General features: G+C 43.5%; 21 protein-coding genes. 12 read left to right on the top strand and 9 right to left on the bottom strand.

The genetic code is table 11. The annotated features are described in order from the left end of the window. The first annotated feature begins 268 nt into the window (after window positions 1–268). The 3 genes from F0228_RS09415 (at window position 269) to F0228_RS09405 (ending at window position 2,858) form a co-directional block, all read left to right on the top strand. Window positions 269–457 (top strand): hypothetical protein, encoded by a 189-nt coding sequence (locus F0228_RS09415; protein ID WP_017059812.1) that lies wholly within the window; start codon window positions 269–271, stop codon window positions 455–457. A gap of 167 nt (window positions 458–624) precedes the next feature. Continuing rightward, entirely contained in the window at window positions 625–1,365 is a 741-nt protein-coding gene (locus F0228_RS09410) for a DUF1223 domain-containing protein (protein WP_171762144.1), read from the top strand. Window positions 1,366–1,568: 203 nt separating this feature from the next. Beyond that, the gene (locus F0228_RS09405) at window positions 1,569–2,858 is read left to right on the top strand and encodes a DEAD/DEAH box helicase (protein WP_061030968.1); all 1,290 of its coding nucleotides are present in this window, start codon (window positions 1,569–1,571) and stop codon (window positions 2,856–2,858) included. Window positions 2,859–2,992: 134 nt separating this feature from the next. On the opposite strand, the gene F0228_RS09400 is transcribed toward F0228_RS09405, so the two are convergent. From F0228_RS09400 to F0228_RS09390, 3 genes are read right to left on the bottom strand one after another with little or no spacing between them, the layout of a single operon-like run. Continuing rightward, on the bottom strand, window positions 2,993–4,348 hold the full coding sequence (locus F0228_RS09400; RefSeq protein ID WP_171731611.1) for an FUSC family protein: 1,356 nt from the start codon (window positions 4,346–4,348) through the stop codon (window positions 2,993–2,995). Between the two features lie 13 nt (window positions 4,349–4,361). Then, the gene (locus F0228_RS09395; RefSeq protein WP_171731610.1) at window positions 4,362–5,222 is read right to left on the bottom strand and encodes an HlyD family secretion protein; all 861 of its coding nucleotides are present in this window, start codon (window positions 5,220–5,222) and stop codon (window positions 4,362–4,364) included. Between the two features lie 10 nt (window positions 5,223–5,232). Further along, window positions 5,233–5,445 (bottom strand): DUF1656 domain-containing protein, encoded by a 213-nt coding sequence (locus F0228_RS09390; protein ID WP_008221478.1) that lies wholly within the window; start codon window positions 5,443–5,445, stop codon window positions 5,233–5,235. 196 nt (window positions 5,446–5,641) lie between these two features. On the opposite strand from F0228_RS09390, the gene F0228_RS09385 reads away from it, so the two are divergent. Next, window positions 5,642–6,556 (top strand): LysR family transcriptional regulator, encoded by a 915-nt coding sequence (locus tag F0228_RS09385; RefSeq protein ID WP_171762143.1) that lies wholly within the window; start codon window positions 5,642–5,644, stop codon window positions 6,554–6,556. 60 nt (window positions 6,557–6,616) lie between these two features. Here F0228_RS09385 and F0228_RS09380 read toward each other — a convergent pair whose 3' ends face one another. The 3 genes from F0228_RS09380 to F0228_RS09370 all read right to left on the bottom strand — a co-directional run bounded on the left by F0228_RS09380 (window position 6,617) and on the right by F0228_RS09370 (window position 11,094). Beyond that, entirely contained in the window at window positions 6,617–7,174 is a 558-nt protein-coding gene (locus F0228_RS09380; RefSeq protein WP_008221474.1) for a PhnA domain-containing protein, read from the bottom strand. A gap of 221 nt (window positions 7,175–7,395) precedes the next feature. Beyond that, window positions 7,396–9,819, bottom strand: coding sequence for a VolA/Pla-1 family phospholipase (locus tag F0228_RS09375; RefSeq protein WP_105058185.1), 2,424 nt, complete (start codon window positions 9,817–9,819; stop codon window positions 7,396–7,398). A gap of 15 nt (window positions 9,820–9,834) precedes the next feature. Next, entirely contained in the window at window positions 9,835–11,094 is a 1,260-nt protein-coding gene (locus tag F0228_RS09370) for an outer membrane protein transport protein (protein ID WP_061030963.1), read from the bottom strand. A 358-nt stretch (window positions 11,095–11,452) separates the two neighbouring features. Here F0228_RS09370 and F0228_RS09365 point away from each other — a divergent pair, with 358 nt between their 5' ends. Then, window positions 11,453–12,535 (top strand): site-2 protease family protein, encoded by a 1,083-nt coding sequence (locus F0228_RS09365; RefSeq protein ID WP_171731608.1) that lies wholly within the window; start codon window positions 11,453–11,455, stop codon window positions 12,533–12,535. A 128-nt stretch (window positions 12,536–12,663) separates the two neighbouring features. Here the strand turns inward: F0228_RS09365 and F0228_RS09360 are convergent, their stop codons facing one another. Further along, window positions 12,664–13,452 carry a M48 family metallopeptidase gene (locus F0228_RS09360; protein ID WP_061030961.1) on the bottom strand — a complete coding sequence of 263 codons (789 nt, stop codon included), beginning with the start codon at window positions 13,450–13,452 and terminating at the stop codon, window positions 12,664–12,666. Window positions 13,453–13,601: 149 nt separating this feature from the next. Between F0228_RS09360 and F0228_RS09355 the strand changes: the two genes are divergently transcribed. The 5 genes from F0228_RS09355 (at window position 13,602) to F0228_RS09335 (ending at window position 17,408) form a co-directional block, all read left to right on the top strand. Continuing rightward, the gene (locus F0228_RS09355) at window positions 13,602–14,027 is read left to right on the top strand and encodes a hotdog fold thioesterase (protein ID WP_061030960.1); all 426 of its coding nucleotides are present in this window, start codon (window positions 13,602–13,604) and stop codon (window positions 14,025–14,027) included. 80 nt (window positions 14,028–14,107) lie between these two features. Beyond that, a complete protein-coding gene (locus F0228_RS09350) occupies window positions 14,108–14,341 on the top strand; it encodes a DUF3389 domain-containing protein (RefSeq protein ID WP_008221462.1) in 234 nt (77 codons plus the stop codon). 162 nt (window positions 14,342–14,503) lie between these two features. Next, window positions 14,504–16,195, top strand: a complete 1,692-nt coding sequence (locus F0228_RS09345) for an SgrR family transcriptional regulator (protein ID WP_061030959.1) — start codon at window positions 14,504–14,506, stop codon at window positions 16,193–16,195. A 36-nt stretch (window positions 16,196–16,231) separates the two neighbouring features. Further along, window positions 16,232–17,137, top strand: a complete 906-nt coding sequence (locus tag F0228_RS09340) for a DMT family transporter (protein ID WP_061030958.1) — start codon at window positions 16,232–16,234, stop codon at window positions 17,135–17,137. A 19-nt stretch (window positions 17,138–17,156) separates the two neighbouring features. Then, window positions 17,157–17,408, top strand: coding sequence for a hypothetical protein (locus F0228_RS09335; protein ID WP_004738029.1), 252 nt, complete (start codon window positions 17,157–17,159; stop codon window positions 17,406–17,408). A gap of 93 nt (window positions 17,409–17,501) precedes the next feature. Here F0228_RS09335 and F0228_RS09330 read toward each other — a convergent pair whose 3' ends face one another. After that, window positions 17,502–18,107, bottom strand: a complete 606-nt coding sequence (locus tag F0228_RS09330) for a DUF2238 domain-containing protein (RefSeq protein ID WP_171731616.1) — start codon at window positions 18,105–18,107, stop codon at window positions 17,502–17,504. 199 nt (window positions 18,108–18,306) lie between these two features. Here F0228_RS09330 and F0228_RS09325 point away from each other — a divergent pair, with 199 nt between their 5' ends. Next, window positions 18,307–19,146 (top strand): 2OG-Fe(II) oxygenase family protein, encoded by an 840-nt coding sequence (locus F0228_RS09325; protein WP_008221453.1) that lies wholly within the window; start codon window positions 18,307–18,309, stop codon window positions 19,144–19,146. A gap of 164 nt (window positions 19,147–19,310) precedes the next feature. Continuing rightward, window positions 19,311–19,946, top strand: coding sequence for a DNA-J related domain-containing protein (locus F0228_RS09320; RefSeq protein ID WP_061030956.1), 636 nt, complete (start codon window positions 19,311–19,313; stop codon window positions 19,944–19,946). A gap of 80 nt (window positions 19,947–20,026) precedes the next feature. Here F0228_RS09320 and mrdA read toward each other — a convergent pair whose 3' ends face one another. Next, window positions 20,027–21,925 carry a penicillin-binding protein 2 gene (gene mrdA / locus F0228_RS09315; protein ID WP_008221450.1) on the bottom strand — a complete coding sequence of 633 codons (1,899 nt, stop codon included), beginning with the start codon at window positions 21,923–21,925 and terminating at the stop codon, window positions 20,027–20,029. Between the last annotated feature and the right edge of the window lie 162 nt (window positions 21,926–22,087).

Below are 22,087 nucleotides of genomic sequence, written 5' to 3'. Positions count from 1 at the left end.
GTGAAGCGGAAAATTTATTTATGTAAAATTTCTGTGACATCGACCACTTTTGTTTGAGGGGTATTTGTACTAAATGCATGATTTAAGCATCATATTGAATTTTAAATCACTGTTCATGCATATGTATTTTGGCGTATTGTTAATGGTTTGTGTTATTAGAAAAACTAATCTCAAAGTCTAAATTTAGTCATTTTTTAACCTGCAAAAGATCACTTATTATTCTTGCCATCAGAACGAAACACACAAACAAATTTATAGAGAGGCAATCATGGCTCAAGCAGTACAAATGAATACTATCGCTGTTCCTAACTCTATGGATAAGAAGACCTACTCGGTTAACTTCAAAGGATTGATTGCACACATTTTTGATATTCTTTTCGTAGACAACTCTCCACGTAGTTACTACGCGAGCGACCTATCTGGTCACATGCAACGCGATATCGGTATCAACCGTTAATCTCAGCGTAAACGCATAGAATAGAAGAAATACAGAATTTAAAAAACGCCAGCTCCTCAGCTGGCGTTTTTGTATTTGAAACAGTTTGTATCTGAAAGAAGTTGTATTTGAAAGAAAACGTTTAGTATCGCGGTCTTTAGATAAGTAGCTTCTATGAGGGTCGCAGTATGTCACACGCCAAATACAACACGTCATTGATCAAACTCTGCTTATTTGCCTTACCGATCGGCTTCTATTCTTCAGTGTCGAATGCTCAAACTTGGAGTCACGAAGGGCAGCCGGCACAGGTGATTGAACTATTCACGTCAGAAGGTTGTTCTAGTTGTCCTCCCGCTGATGCGTATCTAAGTACATTTGAAGATGACCCAGAACTGTGGACACAAGTCATTCCTCTCGCTTATCACGTCGACTATTGGGACTACCTCGGTTGGGGGGATAAGTTCGCGAGTAAGGCCTTTAGTCAAAAGCAACGTTTGTATAACGCTTATGGGGTGACAAGCGGAGTCTATACACCGGGTTTTGTTGTTGATGGAAAAGAGTGGCGCGGCTATTTCAACTGGCTCGATAGAACGTTACCTTCGCTCCCCCAAAAGCATAACCCCAAGCTGACGGTAAATCACAAAGGCGACACGTTCAGCGTGAGTTACGAAGGTAAAGGTGATTATGTGGCACATATCGCTCTATTGGCGATGAACGAAGTCACAAGTGTCAAAGCTGGTGAAAACAGAGGTAAGAAGTTAGAGCATGATTTTGTCGTAGTGTACGATGGCTACCAACGTGGTGAATCTGAGTGGCAATTCAATGTGGACTTTGATCCGCTAGTCGCTTCGCCCGATGCCGTAGCTATCTGGTTAACCGCACCTAATTCGTACGCACCTGAACAGACGGTAGCAGGGTGGTTGAATTAAACTCACGGTGCTCAACGCCAACCGTCCTTCAATTATCAAGTTCGCAATTGGGGCGACACCAAACCGGTACTGTGTCGCCTTCGTCCCGTTTTAGTTGGTCTAAATTGAAGTTACAGGCTGGAAAGGGGCGATTTAGTTACGTAATACAGCGGAAATACGTTAGTATAGCGCGCTATTATTTTAGCTTTGAGTTCCTGCAATTAATGACTAACACCACAGCACCAACCAACTTCTCTGATCTTGGCTTAATTTCTCCTTTGATGGCTCGTCTTACCGAGCTTGAATATCAACAGCCAACGCCTATCCAAGCGCAAGTGATTCCAAGTGTGTTAGCAGGACGCGACTTAATTGCAGGCGCAAATACGGGCTCGGGTAAAACCGCTGCATTTGCACTTCCTCTGTTACAACAGATCCATGAAGATGCACCTTTAGATCGTCGTTCGGGCAAAGGTAACTTCGTTTCTGGCCTTATCTTAGTGCCGACTCGCGAACTGGCTAAACAAGTTGCTGATAGCGTTAAATCTTACGCAGTGCATTTTAACGGTGCGATTAAAACGGTTTGTGTATTTGGTGGTGTGTCTGTGAACACTCAGATGCAGGCACTACGAGGCGGCACTGACATCTTGGTGGCAACACCAGGTCGCCTGCTTGACCTTATTTCAAGCAACGCAATCAAGCTTGATAAAGTCAAAACGCTCGTGCTTGATGAAGCGGATCGAATGTTAAGCCTTGGCTTTACAGAAGAACTAGGCGCTATCTTGAAGCTTTTGCCAAGTAAGAAGCAAACTCTATTATTCTCTGCAACATTCCCTGAACAAGTTCAAGCCCTAACCGAAGAGCTACTTAATGACCCTCTAGAAGTTCAACTTCAAAGCGCGAACGCGAGTACGCTGGTTCAGCGTGTATTTGAAGTAGAGAAAGGCCGAAAAACTGCATTATTGGCTCACTTAATCAAACAACACGAATGGCGCCAAGCTCTGATCTTCGTGAATGCAAAGAACAGTTGTGAACACCTAGCAGACAAACTATACAAACGCGGCATCATTGCAGAAGTCTTCCACGGCGATAAAGGGCAGGGCTCTCGTACTCGTATCCTTGAAGATTTTAAATCTGGCGAGATCGATGTTCTTATCGCAACTGACATCGCAGCTCGTGGTCTGGATATCGAAAAGCTTCCTGTTGTTATCAACTTCGATTTACCGCGTAGCCCTTCAGACTACATGCACCGTATTGGCCGAAGTGGTCGTGCAGGTGAGGTTGGCTTAGCGCTATCTTTGATCGACCATGAAGACTACCATCACTTCAAAATCATCGAGAAGAAGAACAAGATTCGTCTTGAGCGTGAGCAAATTGAAGGCTTTGAAGTTGACGCAGAAGCGGTTGCTGAACTGATCGCAGCGCTTAAGCCTGTTGCGCCACCTGCTGGCACAGGTAAGAAGAAAAAGAAGAAGAAAGCAGCACAAAACCAAGATGTGTGGCTGAAAAACAACTGATATGAATCGGTGACTATCGGTGAGTCAGTAATTATCGATACAGAAAAAGGCGCTTGATTGCGCCTTTTTTGTGTCGGTTGTTCCACCATTTTCTACTGTCTGCATGATGCTGATAGCGGATAGCCCCCATCAAATCAAATCGCCGCTTTTACTCTGAACAGGTCGGTAAACAGCTTGGCAATCATCAAAATAATCAGAAGAGTGGTCAACATAAGCAGTGGCGTCTCAATCCGATATACAGGTGTAAGGTTCAAAGCTCCGGAGGTAAGTACGACTAACAAGTTGATACCCAAGACTCGATGTACCATCAGTTTAGGTGTAGCAAAAACCTTCCAGATAACCACGCTATTGATGAAATAGAATAGCGCCAGTTGCCACAATTCAGTCATCATCGGCATGATGAAGATGTATTGAAGTAAGATAACCGTACCCGTTCCAATTACACCAAAAAAAGCATCTTTAATAACACTGGGTGGCATGGTTGGTAGCATCGAAGAGAATATGCCTGCGATCATCGGAAAGATAAAACCACCCGGAACAGGAAGGTATATCCAAACCAGTAGTGACGTTACAAACATGGACACACCCTGTAGAACTTTTCTGCCATCTTGATTTAAGTGCTGAACAAAAGTGCGATGTTCTTGGTGCCAGCACACCTTTGTATTGCTCATCATGACCAAAGGTTCTCCCTCGACCAGAGAGTGGTGAGGCATCATTAAATCTAACTGCTCCATATTCTCAACCAGTATCGGCCAATGAATAGGGTCATCATGTTCGTCAGAAGCAAGTTCAAGCAGACGTCCTTGGATATGGGCCATTTCGTTGATTCGTAAACGCCATGCTTTAACATTCTGTTTTAAATGGTAGCTTCCCGATAGTGGTAAGTTTAATAACTGATACAGCTTATCAATGTTCGTAGAATTAGCCTCTAACGCTTCAACATCGAGTTGTGTTGGGTTTCGCATTGCTGATAATAGAGTTTCTTTGCTAGATTCAAAGCGTTGTACAAATTGTTGCTCTGTGTTCACTGGCCAAAGTAAACGATAGACTATTGAAAATGTGATTACGCCAAGAAGAGTTTCTTGTATACGTAACACAGCAAAATAGAACGTAGCTTGGTTGTCGAATCCACCCATACAAGAAATGATGGAGCAGACAGCAAAGCCGATCGAAAATATATAGCCGTATTTATCGTCGCTTGACATAAAAATACATACCCCAAGAAATAGGGTAAAGAACGTCAAAAACAATAAGCGGTCTTGCGAAAACATGGCGATCAGAAAAAAGGCATAACCGGTTCCCAACAAAGTTCCCATCAACCGGTTATGACCTTTGTTCATTGAGTGTGCAAAGCTTTCATTCAATGCCATTACGGCAACGGCTATCGCAGCCCAATATGGCTTCTCCCATTGAAACCACAGGGCAAGGCAGATCGCGATGACAATAGAAAGTGCAGCTTTAATTGCTTCTTTAGTTGATGCACTGAACATAAAACCCACACTTCTATTTAATTATTTTGATCGAAGCCGTCATGCCTACGCGAAGTTGTAAGTCCTCAGGCACCTTATCGAGCTCTACTTTAATTGGGATACGCTGAGCAAGACGGATCCATTGAAAATTTGGATTAACGTTAGGTAAAAGATCGTTACCAGTGCTTCCATCTTGTTTGGCAATACCAAACCCAATGCTTTTTATATGGCCTTCCAATAGGATATTGTTATGCATCATGAGCGTGACCAACGCTTTATTATTGGATTCAACACCCACTAGGTCGGTTTCTTTGAAGTAGCCTTCAATCCAGAAGCTGTCTTCATCAATCAAGGCTACTACTGGTGTGTTGGCTACAACCTGAGAACCTGCACGTAGATTTAAGTTAGTAATGTAGCCATTTGTCGGCGCATAAACCTTGGTAAACTTCAGGTTCAATTGTGCTTCTTCAACATTTGCTTTTGCTAGATCTACATTGGCAGCAGAAGTTTCAACCGCATTGCTCAAATTGTTGAGCGTTAGAATAGGCACTGCGCCAGGTGTGCGCTTTTGTAGGTTAACGGCACGTTGCTCTTCATTTTTTGCTTTCGCTAATAGTGCAAGCGCTTGTTTTTGCGTTGCTAATGCCTTGTGGTAAGCCGCTTTGTAAATACTAGGGTCAATTTCAAAGAGCAAGTCACCTTTAGAAACGTGCGAGTTATCATCCACATGGACCTTAGTAACTTGTCCGGTAACACGAGGCGTTATAGATACAATGTAAGCACTGACCTGACCATCTCTTGTCCAAGGGTTACTTGTATAGGATTGATAGTAGGTATACGCGACTGTTCCCGCAGCAGCGAGCAATAATAATGAAATTAAGTAACGTTTAATCATGTGAGGTGCCTTATAAAATGGGAATGAATAGGCCGATCACGCCTGTAAACAGTACGACTAAGCAAATCTCCGCAATCGCAGGAAAAGCGACAAACTTATGTAACCCGAACTTGGTTGCGAGCGACCCCGTGACCATTGTTAATGCGTAAGCTAAAGCGATAACCAATAAAAACGGGGGGAAATAGACTTCACCCCAAACAAGCTCGTGCGGCATGGTATTCATGTTTTAATTCTCTAACGTCTGAAGAAGACAACGATAAATGAAAGAAAGAAATACTAAAACTCGCTTATAGAGGATCAAACCCATCAAATGAAATGAATTAAGGTATATACTGAAGTTTAAAGCGGTAAAGGTGAGGTCGATAATTTTTCTATCTCACTTTGAACTTAATGAATTATTAAGAAGCGAGCACATCAAAATGAACTTTAGTATTGAACAACTTCTCGCGTTTGTGACTGTCTATGAACAGCTTTCGTTCAGCAAAGCTGCGGTAAAACTCAATAAGCACAGAACGACCGTGGGCCAGGTAATTAGTAACTTGGAAGATCATCTTGCAGTGAATCTGTTTGAAAGAGTAGGTCGCTCTGTTGAGCCCACAGAGGATGGGCACCTCCTTTATCACTACGCAAAGCAAATGACCGAACAGGCCCGCACCTTCAACAAGGTTGCATCGAGCCTTTCTTATGGCGGGTTAGAAAACATCACCATTGCGTATTCCAGTATGGTTCCACAAGGTGTGCTAGTGGATATACGTAAAAGACTTAAACAAGATTTCCCAATGATGCGAGTTAATTTTGTCATCAGGAATAAAAAGGAAATTAAGGCAGGGTTACAAAGTGGAGAATTGCACTTTGGGCTTGTAAATGCACATCATAGCCGAGCAATGCACAGTTTTGATTCGACGTTTCTAGGGCATTTTGAGTTTTATCCGTTCGCACAAAAAGCTGGCGAGCTGTCTCAAATAGGCAAAGACGACGTATTAGTGGCTTTGAGAAACTCGAAACAGTTTGTTTTGAAATCGCTGGTTGATGAAGGGATGGCAGAGAAGATTATTGTTAGCTCTGACTATGAAGAAATTGACCAGCTGTCACTAATTATCAGAATGCTTGAAGAGGGGTTAGGTTGGGCATTGCTACCCAAGGCTTTTTTCACTGACTCAGAGTTTTCAACGCATTTAATAGAGCCAATTCATTCCGCTCAAATGGTAGAGGGCTTCAAATTTGGCTTCGCATTGTGGTGCCCACACTCTAAGCAAGTCAGTGCCATCAAAGGCTCTTTGGTCTCGGTGATAAAGGAGTATCGAGATCAGCTTATTGGTAGCATTAAGCGATGATAATCTCAGGTATAAAAAAGGCGCTCAACGAGCGCCTTTTTTCGTTCTGTATAGAAGCGATTACTTCTTACGGCAGTACTCAGCGATCACGTACATTGATTGACCACCGTTAGTTTTACCAGAAACAAGCTTAGGATCGTCACCAACGCTAATACCGCGGATAACAGTACCTTGCTTGATTACTTGGTTTGTACCTTTAACAGGAAGATCTTTGATTACTGTTACGTCGTCACCTTTTTTAAGTTCAACGCCGTTGCAATCAAGAGGCTTATCATCAGCAGACATGCCGATTTGTGCCCATACTGATGTTTCTTCTTCCATGTACATCATATCTAGCGCGTCTTGAGCCCAGCTCTCTGAGTTAAGACGAGTTAGTTGGCGCCATGCTGTTACTTGAACAGGGGCTTCCTGGCTCCACATGCTGTCAGTTAGGCAGCGCCAGTGATTAATATCTTTAGGCTCGTCAATCTCACCAAGACATTTGTCACATACCATGATGCCGTGATCCACTGTTACGTGGCTGTGTGGCGGTACTGCGTATGCAGTAAGAGAAGAATCAGAACCACATAGTTCACATTTAGATTGGCAGCGTTCTAGCATAGTAGCTTCAGAAGACATAATGGACTCACATTTATTAGGTATTAATTTACGGGGCTATTATCCACTTTATTTACAATAAAGAAAGAGGTCGTACGGTATTCTGTCTTGATTAATTTTAGCCGAGATCAACCATTTGTGTTTTAAAGTTTTATGCAAACGGTTAACTAACCTTAGTTAAAAGTTGCGAATACAAAAATGCCAGCGGTTAGGCTGGCATTTGGTTTAGTGAGGGAGAGTTATTATTCCAATACCGCTCCATTAATTGAGCCTGCTGATAAAGCGTTGTTTACCAAGAAGTCTGTAGCTTGGGTCTGCATGCTAATGTGATGGTTTAAATCTAGTGGCATAGGCGTAGTGGTATCTTGCGGAGCAACAAATGTACTATGCGATGCCACATCACTAAACTTAACAAAGTCTTTAGTGCCGTTTGGTGATGTATTGCTTGCATCTACCACCGTTAAGCCAAGTTTCGTAGCGAGCGGTGTTGTACCAGCAAAAGGTGCATCCGCAACAGTATTTGGCACTGTTTGGTCGTCTTGTGCTTGCCCCATATAAATAGGCATCTGAGTAGAAGCTGCTAGCAAGTAATCAACATTACTATATGGATCAATAGTGTCTAACACGGTTTGTGCCGCATAAGCGAACTGTTGGAACGCGGCCGTCATTGCAGCTAGTTGTTCCGGCGTAGCATTATCTTCAAACGTGCTATAACAAACTTGATCTGTTAAACCTGTGCAGCTTGCAGAAGCGAAACTTGCGTAATCACTAGAAGCACCCAAAGCTACATTATGCTTAACTTGCGGTCCAAAGAACGGTGAACCCAACAAAAGGTTAGATATCTGTCCACCAGAGTTTTCAATAGCCGCAGCACTGAAGCTATATAAAGCATCGGCAGTCGCACTACCTAGCGTTCGGTTAGATGATGCAACTGCAGTTGTTCCGACAATACCACCCAATGAATGACCTAAGAATTTAACCTGTGAGCCAGCAAATGCTTTCAAAGGTGAACTAGCAAGCAAACCAGCTTGCAAAGAAGCAGTTAAAGAGGCTCTTAAGCCCATTACATCCAATGAACTTTGGCGTACGTTATCGCGAGCTACAGGTAGGTTAGCAAGGTTCAAGTAAGCCAACACATCTGCGTTTGCTGAACGGGTATCATCTAGACTGCGCGTACCATGTATTGGTAAGTCAATTGCGATAACAGCAACGCCAGCTCTCGCTAAATTGTAAGCGAACGCATAAGCATTTTCTTTAGCAGAGGTTATACCGTGTTGGTAAATCACCACATCAGTAGGATCTGCACCATTAGGTGTAAATAACAAAAACTCTACAGACTCTAATGATTTTACCTGAGGAACTGGAGAGTATTTCGTAATAACTCTTTCGCTATCAAGTGGTGAACCATCTGCTAAAGTCAGGTTTAGGCCAACTAGTTTAAGCTGTTCTGTTTGGTCAGTCGCTAATACACTAGTATCGATACCTGCTGCAACTAATTGAGCAGCCATGTTAGCTTGCTCGTTAGCATCACTTAGAGCATTTGATACTTTAGCTAAGCTAGGCATACCTGATTCGAATGGCTGAGAATTCCATTCGCTAATACTGGTTTCTAGGTAATAAGGTAACTGAACGAAACCCTGAGTCACATCAACGTTGTCAGTACCACCGTATAGTCCGTTAATCGCAGCCTTTAGAGTAGCGATAGTTGTCGCGTCACCGCCAGCAACATATTTATCGAAGTCTGTATCGTTTGCTAATGCTGTAGTGAAGAGTTCTGTAGAACCGAATTGCATTGTGTAAGCTGCCGTAAGATCGACAGAGTTAGGGTTTGCGCTGCCTTTCCAGACACCATTTAGGTTTGTCGCTGCCAATCCTGTTGCCGTAGCGCCTTTAGTAGCAAATAGCGTGTCTCCAACAGACTCAGTAGTAAACCAAGTTGAATAGATGATGTTCTCTGTATCAAGGTTAATTGCACCTGCTGCTGTCGCGCCAGCGAAGATCTTCTCAACCCCTTGAGTGACTTGTTGAGCTTGAGCAAGGCTACCTTCGGTATAAATCACTGCACTCGATTTTAGTGCAGCGTAACTTGCTGACATACCAACAGGATCACCATTCACATCCGTAAGTTCGTTTGACAGAGCCAACACATACTCACTGGAGGCATCAAGTGAATCATCAAATTTGATCGTGAACGTGTCAGTTGCAGAACTAGATTCGACCTCAAAATCAATACCTAGCGTCAATACCTTTGTAACACTTGGTGTGGTCTCAGATGTAAGTGAACCACTAAGTTGTAAAAGATAAACGCCACCAGTCGCAGCACCATCCGCTAATCCAGCACCTTCAAAATCCATGATGATCGGCATAGAAGTCGACCAACCGTCCATAGTGTTCATTGCTGCGATAGGGTTGGTCAATGAGTCATCACCGCTAGTCGGCAGACCCAGTGTGCCGTCTGTCGTATCCATCAATGCAAAGCTTGGAAGAGGAACTGCGACATCTGCACCTGTTAACTGAAACTTGATGTTAGTCGCTTGAGCAAGTGAATCTTGAATATATTGCTCATATTGAATTGCGGTTGATGCGCCAGAGCTTGATGAGTCGTCACCACAACCAGCAAGAAACATTGCAGAAGCAAGCAGCGAAACATTAAATAACTTTTTCATGTTTTGTAATTCCGTTTAGTTGAAGGTGTAGTTCATTTGAATCGCAGATAGGTACGCAACTGCATCGCCAGAGAACTCAAGCTCTTGGCCTAGTTCATTGGTTTCTTTGAAGTCACCATCTTTACTTTGTACAAGGGCAAAACCAGCATCGAACGAAAGGTTAGGGCTGTACTGGAAAGTTAAACCGGCGCTGTACCAAAAACGGTCACTATCGGGGATACTTAATGTCGCTTCACCCGCTTGTTCGTCGTATGCAAGACCAGCTCGCAGAGTCCACGCTTGGTTCAGTTGATAAGTCGCACCTAATGAGTAACGGTTGTTATCGTCGTAGTGTTCAGTCTTTTTGAAACATTCACCATTTACACAATCTGGACTGGTTGCTTTAAGTTCTTTGAAGCTACTCCAACCCGTTTGCTGCCAACCGTAGTGAATTGCCCACTGGTCAGTCAGTTGGTGAAAAGCGGAGATTTCTATAATCGAAGGTAACGTGATCTTAAGACGACCTGTTGTAGATGTAGCACTGCCTTGTACGATGCTTCCGGTGTAATCGTTAAAGTCACCATCATCAAAATCTAGGTCAACTTCAGAACGATAGGCGATAGCGAAGCGATTGTTTTCGTTTAGCTCATATAGCGCACCAACGTTCCAACCGAATGCAAAAGTTTCACCCGTCATGCTAATCAGCTTGGTAGAAGCAGGATCACCGGTAATGTTAGAAATTGAACCTTGGTGACGGTTCAGTTCTGCCTCAGCGTAAACAAAGTTCACGCCAGCACCAACGCTGAATTGTTGGTTAATTCGATATGCTACGTTTGGATTGATGTTAACAGAGATCAGAGAAGTATCACCGGCGAGATCACCAGCATAGATATCGTCTGGGTAGTCAGTCGCTACACCATAGTTTGAGAACATACCGATACCCCAAGCCCATTTATCATTGATTGGACTAATGTAGTAAGCAGCTGGAACAACTTGCAGAGGCGCCACATCACTGGACTTCTGACTCTGACCGCCAGAACCTGGGACATTCTTCTGTGTGATGTCTACTTCTGGATCAACGATAGAAACCGCGCCTGAAAACTGGGCTGTATCAAATAGGGTCATTGCGGCGGGGTTTCTCGCTAGTACACTCGCGTTGTCAGCTACTGCACCTTCACCTGAAAACGAGCGACCAAGGCCTGAGGCAGAATGCTCAGCAACTTGGAAGCCAGCGGCAAGTGAATTACATGCAAATAGCACCGAAAGTGAAACGAGAGAGCGTTGTATTGTTTTCATCCTTGACCCTCCTAGGGCATCGAATTTCGTTATTATGGTTTGAAAACACACTGAGCATTTTTGGTGTTGAAGCTCCAATGTAAACAGCATGTTAAATTCATGTTTTATATAAAGTCAAAGAAAGAGTTGTTATTTTGTGAACTTATATTTTTGAGGGGCGGCACTTTAACATCAATATTATAAATGCAATCAATGGTTTATTTGTGGTTGGAGGTGTGACCAGAGTGTTTATGCACCGTTACGGTATAAATAGTGTTCAATAGCTCGATATGTAACGATTTTGTTTCTGTTTACCGTCATTCCCTAAATCGGCATAATATCAGCTCATTTTGATGGTCATTTAATTGGAATTTATAGTTTGGAATTACTCGCGATAGAGTTTCTTGGTAAACCACTTCGTTTAGAAGGATCGATGGCAGGGTGGCAGCAGCTATTTTGGGACAACACACTAGTGTCTCAATTAGATGCGACTTCGGAAGATGGTGATGTGCGAACACATACATTTATGCTTCGTTCTGGCGAAGAAACGTTGCAGTGTCACGTGGAATCTACGGTTCAGTGGCAACCTTTTGAGATGGTTTATAAGGCGCTGGTTAACGGACAAGTCGTTACCGAAGGAAGTCGTAATACTAAAGACATCGAGCAGCAAACTCCGGTTGTCGCACCTAAACCTGAAAAGCGCTTTAGCCTGATTGGGTTAGTATCGCTTGGAATGAAAGCGCTTAAGAGCGCTAAGTTGATTAAAGTAGTGCTCGCATCTGCAAGTTTGGCGGCATATTCGTGGCTGTTTTCTATTCAGTTCGCTCTCGCTTTGATCGCTTGCTTGATGTTCCATGAATATGGACATATCAGAGCCATGAAGTACTTCGGTATGAAAACGAAAGGTATTTATCTAATCCCATTCCTTGGTGGCTTAGCACTCTCCGACGAAAAGATTAATACACGATGGCAAGATGTGGTTATCTCAATCATGGGGCCTTTGTTTGGACTGATATTATCGCTTGTGTTCACCGTGTTGTATTGGGTGACAGGTGAGATGTTCTTTGCAGGTCTTGCGGTATTTAATGCCTTACTTAACCTATTCAACCTATTGCCAATTTTGCCGCTTGATGGTGGTCATGTTCTAAAAAGTATCAGCTTTTCGATGAACAGTGTGCTCGGTATCGTTCTATGTGTCGCAGCGGCTGTAGGCGGCGTTATTCTAAGTTATCAGTTGAATCTTACGCTGTTTGGCTTCTTATTGATTATGGGTAGCGTTGAAATTCTGTTTGAATGGAGAGGGCGCCACCATAGCCATTTATTACCACTAGATAGATATGGCCAAGTAGTTTCTTTCCTTTGGTATGTAGGCCTGGTTTCTAGTTTGATCGGCATTATTTGGTATTTTGCTTCTACAGGCGACCAGCTACTAAGCCTACCGTTACAGATCCTTGGTACTTAATGCTCTTGCGATAGAGTCAATGTCAGAGCAAGAATCTCACTAAACAAAAAAACGCCCTAACCATTTTGGATAGGGCGTTTTTTATGGAGTCTCACCGAGTCGTGTTGCTAAAGCGATCCTAGCTTACATTATGCCTTACAGTTTGGTCTTGCTACATTCGATTGAGGTAGCGTTGTTATTTTTGACTGTAAGTCTTTAATACGAGTACTGTGCGAAGGGTGAGTAGAAAGAAGCTCTGGTGGTTGGCTTCCACCTGACGCTTTCGCCATGTTCTGCCACAAATCGACGCTCTGTTTAGGGTCAAAGCCAGCTTGCGCCATGTATTCTAGGCCAACAATATCGGCTTCAGACTCTTGAGTTCGACCATAAGGCAGAATCACACCATATTGAACCCCCAAGCCTAATGCGGCCATGGTCATCCCTTGATATTGCTTGTATTCAGATGAACCCAAAGCAACACTCGTAATCGATAAACCTGTATTGGCGATCTGTGATTGGGACAAACGTTCGTTGCTGTGATCAGCTAAAACGTGCGCGACTTCGTGTCCGATGACGGTAGCCAATTGGTCTTGGTTCACTGCAACCTTAAGTAACCCCGTATAAACACCAATTTTACCACCAGGTAGGGCAAACGCGTTTACTTGGTCACTATCAAAAACAACGACTTCCCATTCACTAAAACCTTGCTTAGGAATGTGTTGAGTAATACTGTTCGCTACACACTGTACATAGGCGTTTGTTTTTGCATCTGTACTAATAGGTTGCTCTTTCTTCATTTGTTCGAAAGATTGCGCGCCAAGTTGAGACATATCTTTGTCTGAAAACAGCAGCAATTGATTTCTTCCTGTTGGAGAAGCGCTACATGCGGTTAAGCCTGCGAGAGTGAGAAGCGAGGCAAACTTCTTCCATGACGTCATACAATATCCTCTGTGTATTCGGTTTTTATGCATGTTAACATCAACTTGCGTAATGGCTAATAGGTATAAGATAACTTATTAGATGTAAGACAAGAACAGACACCAATAACAAACTCTGCTCAAGCGATAACAAAAATTAAGGAAACTGCATGACCATTTGGAAAAAGCCTGTTGACCTAGATACCTTCAACGCGACCTCAAAAAATACCTTAATTGAGCACCTCAACATCGTTTATACCGAGGTCAACGACAATTCATTAGTGGCGACTATGCCCGTTTGTCATTTTACTCACCAACCACTTGGTATGCTTCATGGTGGTGCTTCCGTCGTGCTTGCAGAAACGTTGGGCTCGTTAGCGGCAAATTTCTGTGTGCCAGAAGGCTACTACTGTGTTGGACTCGACATCAACGCTAATCATGTAAGATCAATGCGTGCAGGGCATGTTATCGGCACCGCTGAGCCAATTCACCTTGGTGTATCGACACAAGTATGGCAGATAAATATTACTGACGAGCGTCAACGCTTGGTCTGTACAAGCCGTTTAACCATTGCAGTAAAAAAGCACAAACGATAAAACGATCGATTATTGGTGACACCATTGTGACCACCAGTTTGAACCCCGTTAACTAACCATAATTCTAGTTTGAGAAATCCATGGTCATAACCTTTAAAAATGGAAAAGTCATTGCAACAGCGCACGAGCTTGTTGTTCGTTTAGATGGTGAACATAGAGTCACGCTTCAAGCTCAAGTCGATGCGATTCAACTGATCGGAAAAGGGGCAAATGTCATCTCAGCCAATGGCTCTGAATGTAAGTGGTCAATAAAGTTAGACGATGAACAACAGCTTCGCGACATCGCCAATGAAATTGGTTGTGATGTGATGTAATCCTATGTCTGCAAAGCGCTATGCTGGCTTGCTATCTTAGTCAAAATAAACTTACCTACTCAAATTCGATATTTCTGAGTAAAAACATTATCAGTTAGATTGATTTTCACTAATAAAATGAGGAAACTTAATTCATTATCCCTTGAATAAGTTTTCCTCTTTATGAGTAGCCCAAGACTTCGCGTTCAATTTGAAACCCTGTTTGAATACTTCGATGGTAAAGACGCTGATGTTCAGCTTGATGACATAACAGATGTACTCTGTTGTACACGTCGAAACGCCAGAATGGTACTCAATAAACTCGAAGAAGAGGGCTGGATAGAGTGGTTACCTGCGGCTGGTCGAGGTAAGTTATCTCAACTGATTTTTAAGCAAAACCGCTGTGACGTCAGTGAAAACTTGGCAAGGCGCTACTTAGAAGAAGGTAAGATTGGACAAGCGCTATCCGTTCTTGACCAAAATGCTGCAAAGCTAACCCAAGTTATCCAAAACTACCTTGGGGTTCAATATCAAGAGGGTGAACAGGTCATTCGTTTGCCTTATTATCGCCCGCTTTCCATGCTTAATCCGACAAAGTCGATGCGTCGTTCAGAACAACACATCGCCTGCCAAGTCTTCAGTGGTTTGACGCGTTTGGATGAAAACGATCAGCTCCAGCCTGATCTTGCCCACTCTTGGCAGCAAATCAGTGACTATCAATGGCGGTTTTTCTTGAGACCCGGTGTACGCTTCCATAATGGTGAGCCACTCATGACAAATCACGTCGTTGATACACTGCTAGCACTCGAGCCACTTAATATGTTCTCTCATATTAAAGACGTATCCTCACCGGCCAATTGCGTCGTTGATGTCTTTCTAACGCGCCCGGATAAATACTTCCCACTCGCGCTCACAGAATCCGTCGCAAAAGTAACGTTGCCGATGATTTTACGTGGAGAGGACTACGATATTCGTCCAATTGGTACTGGTCCATATCGCATTGAAAAAAATGACGAAAAACAACTCGTATTAACCGCTTTCAATGGCTACTTTGGCTTTAGGCCGCTGATTGATCGTGTCGAGGTGTGGGTCGTGGATGAAGCCTATTCGTCCATGGTTTATCCAAGCCTTTCTAAGCCGGTTATGGCTGATCGCGGAGATAGCGATGAAGTAGAGCTCGATCCGGGATGTACGTATCTATTGCTCAACAGAAAGAAAGGTATCGCGAAGGACCCTGCATGGGCGGAGTTTTTATCCAATGCGCTAAATGCTGCCGATCTTTTTGTACACATTCCCAAAGAGACCGTCATTGATCTGGGTGTATTGCATGCTTATGGCATCAAGCCTGGTTGGTACGATATCAAGTTAAAAGTTCCGCAGTGTCCACCAGCCGATACTAAGCCTGCAGTAAAGTTAGCCTATCAGTGCCAACACCCGATGTTTCCTACGCTCGCGAAAGCCATAGTGACGGTTCTCAAACAATATAACGTTGATGTTGAGCTTTTCGGTTACGAAACCGATCCACCGCATGCGGACGATGTAGATATTTGGATAAACCCAATGGGAATTGCAAACAACAGAGACGATGCGTTGGCATGCTGGCTTATGGATTACAGCTTCCTTGATGAGTCGAGCCCAGCAGAAGATTTTGATCAGTGGTGCCATATGATCGATCGTTGGCGCTCTGGTGAATTTGAGCAGTTCCCAGCAAGGCAGCTCGGTAAGCAACTGGTACAAAGCAATCAATTGATTCCCATGTTCCATTGTTGGCTAGGTGTAAACAAAGACCAATGTGGTACCTTGCAAAACGCGAAGTGTAATGCGCTTGGTTGGTTCGACTTTAGCCAAGTTTGGGTTAAACCTGACGTTGATTAATACGCGGATAGCGTCAGCAAGGGCAAGGGAACAATAATGCAAACCGTCTTAGTGACATTAATTACGCTGGTGGCCTTTGCGGCCAACTCAGTGCTCTGCCGATGGGCATTGATGGATCAAACCATCGATCCTTTGAGTTTCTCCGTCATACGTATTTTATCTGGCGCGTTTACTCTATTGATTTTGCTAAGTATAGCGTCCCAGAATAGCAATAACACAGCTAAACTTAGCCCTACATCGCTGTTTTCTAAGCTCAAATCTCAATTCAGTTTAGTCTCAGTTGTGTCATTGATCGTTTATATGTTCGGGTTCTCGTTTGCATATTTAGAACTGGGAGCCGGGCTTGGCGCGTTAGTGTTGTTTGTTGCGGTACAATTTACCATGATTGCGGCTCATCTCATCTCAGGTAATAAGATGTCCTTGATTGAGTGGGCGGGTTGTTTGCTCTCTGTTTCAGGGCTTGTTTATTTGCTAATGCCGACCAGTTCAACCAGTTCACCTGATTTAGTTTCAATTGCGCTAATGTCAATCGCGGGTATCGGGTGGGGTATTTATACCTTGGCCGGAAAGCGATCTTCAAATGCTCTGCTGTCAACAACGGCCAACTTTGGGTTCTGTTCATTGATTGTCTTGGTGTTTATATCACCGTGGCTCGTAGTACCAAATTCAGCTCTTGATATTTCGATGTCTGAACAAGGGTTCATTTATGCCGTATTGTCTGGTTCTGTAGCTTCAGGGGTTGGTTACAGTTTGTGGTACTACGTGGTGAAGAAGCTCAATACTGTCGTGGCATCAATCGCACAGCTTTCGGTTCCGGTTATTGCGACGCTCGGCGGCGTACTGTTGCTCTCAGAGCCTGTCACCATGCAATTTGTTATTTCATCAACCATCATATTAGTCGGCATAAGCTTAGTGCTTGTAGCGCCTAAACTTAAACAATAAGAATCAGCACGTTACCTTTATGGCGAAACCAAACAAGAAGCAACCCACGAAAACCGTTCAAATATTTTGCGCGAAATGCAAAACACAGTTATTCAAATATCGAAAAGGTGGTAAGGGTGCGCTTGTAAAATGTTTTAAGGAAAGGATTGTCGAAGACTTTACTACAGAGCCGTGCATTTGCCCTGAATGTGGAATTGAGTTTGCTCGAGATACCTTAGTACGAGGCACACCCGCATTTAAATTCGTGGGTGGTAAGGTCACTATGAAATAGCCTTGAAGCTAAAACACAAAAAATGCCACAGCGTATAGGGCATGTGGCATTTGAAAGTGAGTCTTGAATAAACTGAGTTAACGAAGTGTTCGGCTAAACTTTGATACGTCCTTGAAGCTTTAGAAGCAGCAGTGAGACGATAGCTCCGGTCGTATCACATAACATGTCTTTTTGCGCATCCCAAATATCACCTTGTGAACCAAGGAAAGCGATACCTTCATCACCACCTGCGATTTCAGCATACCACCACTCAATAATTTCATAGCCTGCCGCAACACTCATGATGGCAAACAGTGCAAAGAAGCACGCAATCACGGGTTGAGCCAATTTCTTCCGAATAAGATATTCAGCGAGTGGGTAGGCATAAAGCCCGATAGAAAAGTGCGCGACTCTGTCAAAATTGTTGCGCTCAGAGCCAATTAACTGATTAAACCAATCGAACGGTACCTCCGCAAAAGTGTACTTAGCGCCAATCGTGTGCAGTGCCATCCAAATGAACATCAAAACATAAGCGGTTTTTGAAAATGTTAATTTAGTGGATAGCCACCAAATACCGATAAGAATCATTAATGCAGGTACGATTTCCGCAATCCATACGGCTCTCGAAGAGGGAGCAAACGCTGAGAAAAGAAAAACAACGAGATACAAAACAGTGAGCGAAAGTAGAGGTCTATTTTGAGCAAGTGGAGTAATTGTCATCATCAGATCCTATATAAGTTTTATGTATAGTTACACAATAATGAACACTGTTCAATTGGGTTTTGATTACCAAATTTGTTGAAAAGTAGCGTTATCGCCCAGTATCTAGACAAACGGTTGCGAGAGTTTCACTAAAGTTTGATTTACAACAAAGCGGACCATAAAATCCCCGTATCACTACATAACAAGAAAGAAAGTCATGAAACTGGAAACTGTCGATTATCTTGCTGACGACGCAGCAGAACAATTTGTTCGCTCTTTACGTGAAACTGGATTTGGCGTACTGAAAAATCACCCAATCCCAAAAGAGCTTGTTGAGTCAATTTACGAGAACTGGTACCAATTCTTCATCTCTGAAGAGAAAGAAAACTTCCACTTCAATGTTGAAACACAAGATGGTTATTTTCCACCTTCAGTATCTGAAGTTGCAAAGGGCCACACAGTAAAAGACATCAAAGAATACTTCCATGTATATCCTTGGGGTCAAATTCCTGAGCAGCTTAAAGAACAGATTCTAGATTACTACCAACGTGCTAATGCTTTTGCTCAAGAGCTGTTAGGTTGGGTTGAAGCGCACGCACCTCAAGAAGTGCAAGAGAAGTTCTCTATCGCTCTATCAGAAATGATCAATGGTAGCGAACAAACCCTGCTTCGCGTACTTCACTACCCACCAATGCAAGGTGATGAAGAACCAGGAGCAATCCGCGCTGCAGCACACGAAGACATTAACCTTCTTACTGTTCTACCTGCGGCAAACGAGCCTGGACTACAAGTTAAGTCTCAAAATGACGAGTGGCTAGATGTACCGTGTGACTTCGGCAACATGATCATCAACATCGGTGACATGCTGCAAGAAGCATCTGGCGGTTACTTCCCATCGACGACTCACCGTGTTATCAACCCAACTGGCGCACGCCAAGAAAAGTCTCGCATCTCTTTGCCTCTTTTCTTGCACCCGAAACCAGAAGTGGTTCTTTCTGAAAAGTACACAGCAAACGAGTACCTAATGGAGCGCCTAAGAGAGCTTGGCGTTATCTAATTCGTCTGTTTTCGTATACTAAAGGTCAGCATAATGCTGGCCTTTTTGCTTTGTAAATACATAACTGGTTGAAATTTATTTAGTTTGAAACTCGACAAACCACGACAGATCGCTTATCAATTAATTAGATACACACATGCATATGGCTGCGGGCTCAATTAATTATGTCAGACAATCTAGACTCATCGAGTCATCAAAATATTAGTTGCCAGTTTCAAGCACACATGGAAAACCCGTTGCTTTGGCCAATCATGGAAGTGCTCAAACAAAAGCCGACGGGGTGGAAAGTGCACACCTTGGCTGCGCATCTCAACGAGCTCGGCTTTATTCCTGTCCTTGACCCAGTTCCAGAGAAGGAGTTATTCAAGAAGAACTTCTTAATCATGAACGCGCTTTACCAACTGCAAGAGACGCTATACCCAGATAATTGGCTGCAAGTTCAAGCGATGGAGATAGAACTAATGTGTGGTCGATATCACGGAAGTACACACGCTATTGACCACCAAGACCCGTTGCGTGAGTACTACATTGATTGGTTGAACTATGAAGCCGAAGAGGGTGAAGTTAAGCGACTATTGAATGAGTTTTGGACCCGCTACAAGAAGTTTGTTGGTGGTAGTGAAACAGACATGGACCGAAACCGAGCATTGAGCTTGTTTGAGTTACCACTAGACGCTTCACAGGAAGAAATACGTAAACAGTGGAGAAGGCTTGCGCTTCGTTGGCACCCAGATAGAGATGAGGGTAACACCGCCCAATTTCAAACCTTGTGTGAAGCTTGGCATGTGTTGCGAAGCTAGTTTTTTACCTAGATGCAATGTTGTTTATAAACGATATAAAGCCCCACTGAAGACTCGTGGGGCTTTGTGCTTCTTGTGTGTTATGAGTTACCTTTACTCACACCGCTTTTATGTTCGAATGCATAATCAAGCACTTTGCGAATGTAAGGAGCACCGACCTTAGAGCCACCATTACCATGTTCAATAACGACAGTTGCAACGTAATCCGGGTGTTCATACGGAGCAAAGGCTGTGTAGAGTGCGTGGTCAAGTAAGTGCCTTTCTAACTCTTTCGAGTTGTACACCTGATCTTTTGCTAAACCAAATACTTGAGAGGTACCGGACTTACCACCACTCGTGTATTTTGTTCCTTTAAACGCTCTTCTACCACTACCACGACTACCGTGGTTCACTAATCTCATCGCATTAATTGGTACATCCCAAATCTTGTCTGGGACTTCATCGATGGATGTCATTTGTTTAGGTTCTACTAGCTGTTGAGTCTCTAAGTCTTCACCGTGATCGAGTGTTGCTCGTAGGATATGCGGAGGCATCACCTTGCCATGGTTGACTAACACAGAGGTCGCTTTAGCAAGTTGTAAGGGAGTCGAGGTCCAGTATCCTTGTCCAATACCGATCGGTACTGTGTCACCTTGATACCAAGGCGTTCGGTAGCGCATCATCTTCCAATCTCGTGTCGGCATGTTGGCGTTACTCTCTTCGTAGATGTCGATGCCCGATGGTTTACCAAAACCAAAACGGTTCATCCACGTGCTAATACGGTCGATGCCTAGGTCGAAAGCCATTTGATAGAAAAAGGAATCGACCGACTCTTCAATCGCTTGTGTAACATCAACAGGACCGTGCCCCCAACGCTTCCAGTCGCGCCAGGCTTTAGAGTTAGATTTAGACCCAGGAATGCGCCATACGCCGTGGTCATTACGGATGGTATTTTCAGAAATAACATGTTCTTCCAAGCCCGCAACAGCCATAAACGGCTTAACAGTAGAAGCGGGTGGATAAACACCTAACGTCGCTCGGTTTACCAATGGATGAGCTGGGTCATTGAGAAGTGTTTGGTAATTCTTGCTAGAAATGCCATCAACGAATAGGTTAGGGTCGTAACTCGGGCTTGATGCCATAGCTAAAACACTGTTGTCTTTCGGGTCTAGGACAACAGCACTGCCAGTGCGATGATCAAGTTGTTCGAACACATACTTTTGCAGTTCAAGATCAATGTTGAGTACGATGTCTTTACCAGCAACAGGCGGAACGTACTTTATCGTTCTGACGATGCGGCCTCGGCTATTTACCTCAACCTCTTGATAGCCTTTTTGTCCATGAAGTATGTCTTCATAGTATCGCTCAACGCCGAGCTTACCAATGATAGTCGTCGCTTGATAATTCGCTTCTTTACCTTGTTCTTCTAGTTTTCTTAAATCGTTATCATTGATATGAGCAACGTATCCTAGTACGTGAGTCAGTACCTCACCATTAGGGTAAAATCGTTTTAAGCTGGTATCGATAGATAACCCGGGAAATAAGTATTGGTGAACAGAGAATTTTGCGATCTCTTTTTCCGTCAGGTTCTCTAACAGGGTAACGGACTTAAAGCGGCGGGTATTGCGGTAACGCTTTTTAAAACGCGTAATTTGTTCTTTATTCAGCGGGATGTACTCGTTGAGTTTGCTGAGCATCTCATCCACATCTTTTGTTTGCTCTGGGATCATGGTGAGAGAAAAGACCAGTTTGTTTTCAGCCAGCAACACACCATTTCTGTCGTAAATTAACCCTCGCGTAGGGGCGATCGGGAGCACTTTAATTCGGTTCCCGTCGGCGCGGGTTTGGTAGCTATCAAAGTTTTGAACTTGGAGTCGGTATAGGTTACCGACTAAGACGAGAGTGAAAAGCAGAATACCTATGAATGCGACAATAACACGGTTTCTAAACAGGTTTACTTCACTTTTATGATCACGCATTTTTACGCGTTTGTGGTACATCAAATCTTAGCCTGTTACATTTAGTTACACTTGTTTAGGCGGACTTTACCATAGCTTCGTAAAAACAATGTCATGTTTTATGAGCTTCTCAAAGATAACAAGAGTTATATAAATTATGGGGAAGGAAGTGTAGGGCGATAAACAGGTTATTTATCGTGCACA

This window comes from Vibrio sp. 99K-1, assembly GCF_013114585.1.
GTDB classification, from domain to species: domain Bacteria; phylum Pseudomonadota; class Gammaproteobacteria; order Enterobacterales; family Vibrionaceae; genus Vibrio; species Vibrio chagasii_B.
This window is presented reverse-complemented; position numbering and strand designations above follow the sequence as displayed.

Coding starts and splice junctions, on each gene's coding strand:
- F0228_RS09415 (WP_017059812.1), top strand. CDS start 269: ATGGCTCAAGCAGTACAAATGAATACTATCGCTGTTCCTAACTCTATG.
- F0228_RS09410 (WP_171762144.1), top strand. CDS start 625: ATGTCACACGCCAAATACAACACGTCATTGATCAAACTCTGCTTATTT.
- F0228_RS09405 (WP_061030968.1), top strand. CDS start 1,569: ATGACTAACACCACAGCACCAACCAACTTCTCTGATCTTGGCTTAATT.
- F0228_RS09400 (WP_171731611.1), bottom strand. CDS start 4,348: ATGTTCAGTGCATCAACTAAAGAAGCAATTAAAGCTGCACTTTCTATT.
- F0228_RS09395 (WP_171731610.1), bottom strand. CDS start 5,222: ATGATTAAACGTTACTTAATTTCATTATTATTGCTCGCTGCTGCGGGA.
- F0228_RS09390 (WP_008221478.1), bottom strand. CDS start 5,445: ATGAATACCATGCCGCACGAGCTTGTTTGGGGTGAAGTCTATTTCCCC.
- F0228_RS09385 (WP_171762143.1), top strand. CDS start 5,642: ATGAACTTTAGTATTGAACAACTTCTCGCGTTTGTGACTGTCTATGAA.
- F0228_RS09380 (WP_008221474.1), bottom strand. CDS start 7,174: ATGTCTTCTGAAGCTACTATGCTAGAACGCTGCCAATCTAAATGTGAA.
- F0228_RS09375 (WP_105058185.1), bottom strand. CDS start 9,819: ATGAAAAAGTTATTTAATGTTTCGCTGCTTGCTTCTGCAATGTTTCTT.
- F0228_RS09370 (WP_061030963.1), bottom strand. CDS start 11,094: ATGAAAACAATACAACGCTCTCTCGTTTCACTTTCGGTGCTATTTGCA.
- F0228_RS09360 (WP_061030961.1), bottom strand. CDS start 13,452: ATGACGTCATGGAAGAAGTTTGCCTCGCTTCTCACTCTCGCAGGCTTA.
- F0228_RS09355 (WP_061030960.1), top strand. CDS start 13,602: ATGACCATTTGGAAAAAGCCTGTTGACCTAGATACCTTCAACGCGACC.
- F0228_RS09350 (WP_008221462.1), top strand. CDS start 14,108: ATGGTCATAACCTTTAAAAATGGAAAAGTCATTGCAACAGCGCACGAG.
- F0228_RS09345 (WP_061030959.1), top strand. CDS start 14,504: ATGAGTAGCCCAAGACTTCGCGTTCAATTTGAAACCCTGTTTGAATAC.
- F0228_RS09340 (WP_061030958.1), top strand. CDS start 16,232: ATGCAAACCGTCTTAGTGACATTAATTACGCTGGTGGCCTTTGCGGCC.
- F0228_RS09335 (WP_004738029.1), top strand. CDS start 17,157: ATGGCGAAACCAAACAAGAAGCAACCCACGAAAACCGTTCAAATATTT.
- F0228_RS09330 (WP_171731616.1), bottom strand. CDS start 18,107: ATGACAATTACTCCACTTGCTCAAAATAGACCTCTACTTTCGCTCACT.
- F0228_RS09325 (WP_008221453.1), top strand. CDS start 18,307: ATGAAACTGGAAACTGTCGATTATCTTGCTGACGACGCAGCAGAACAA.
- F0228_RS09320 (WP_061030956.1), top strand. CDS start 19,311: ATGTCAGACAATCTAGACTCATCGAGTCATCAAAATATTAGTTGCCAG.
- mrdA (WP_008221450.1), bottom strand. CDS start 21,925: ATGTACCACAAACGCGTAAAAATGCGTGATCATAAAAGTGAAGTAAAC.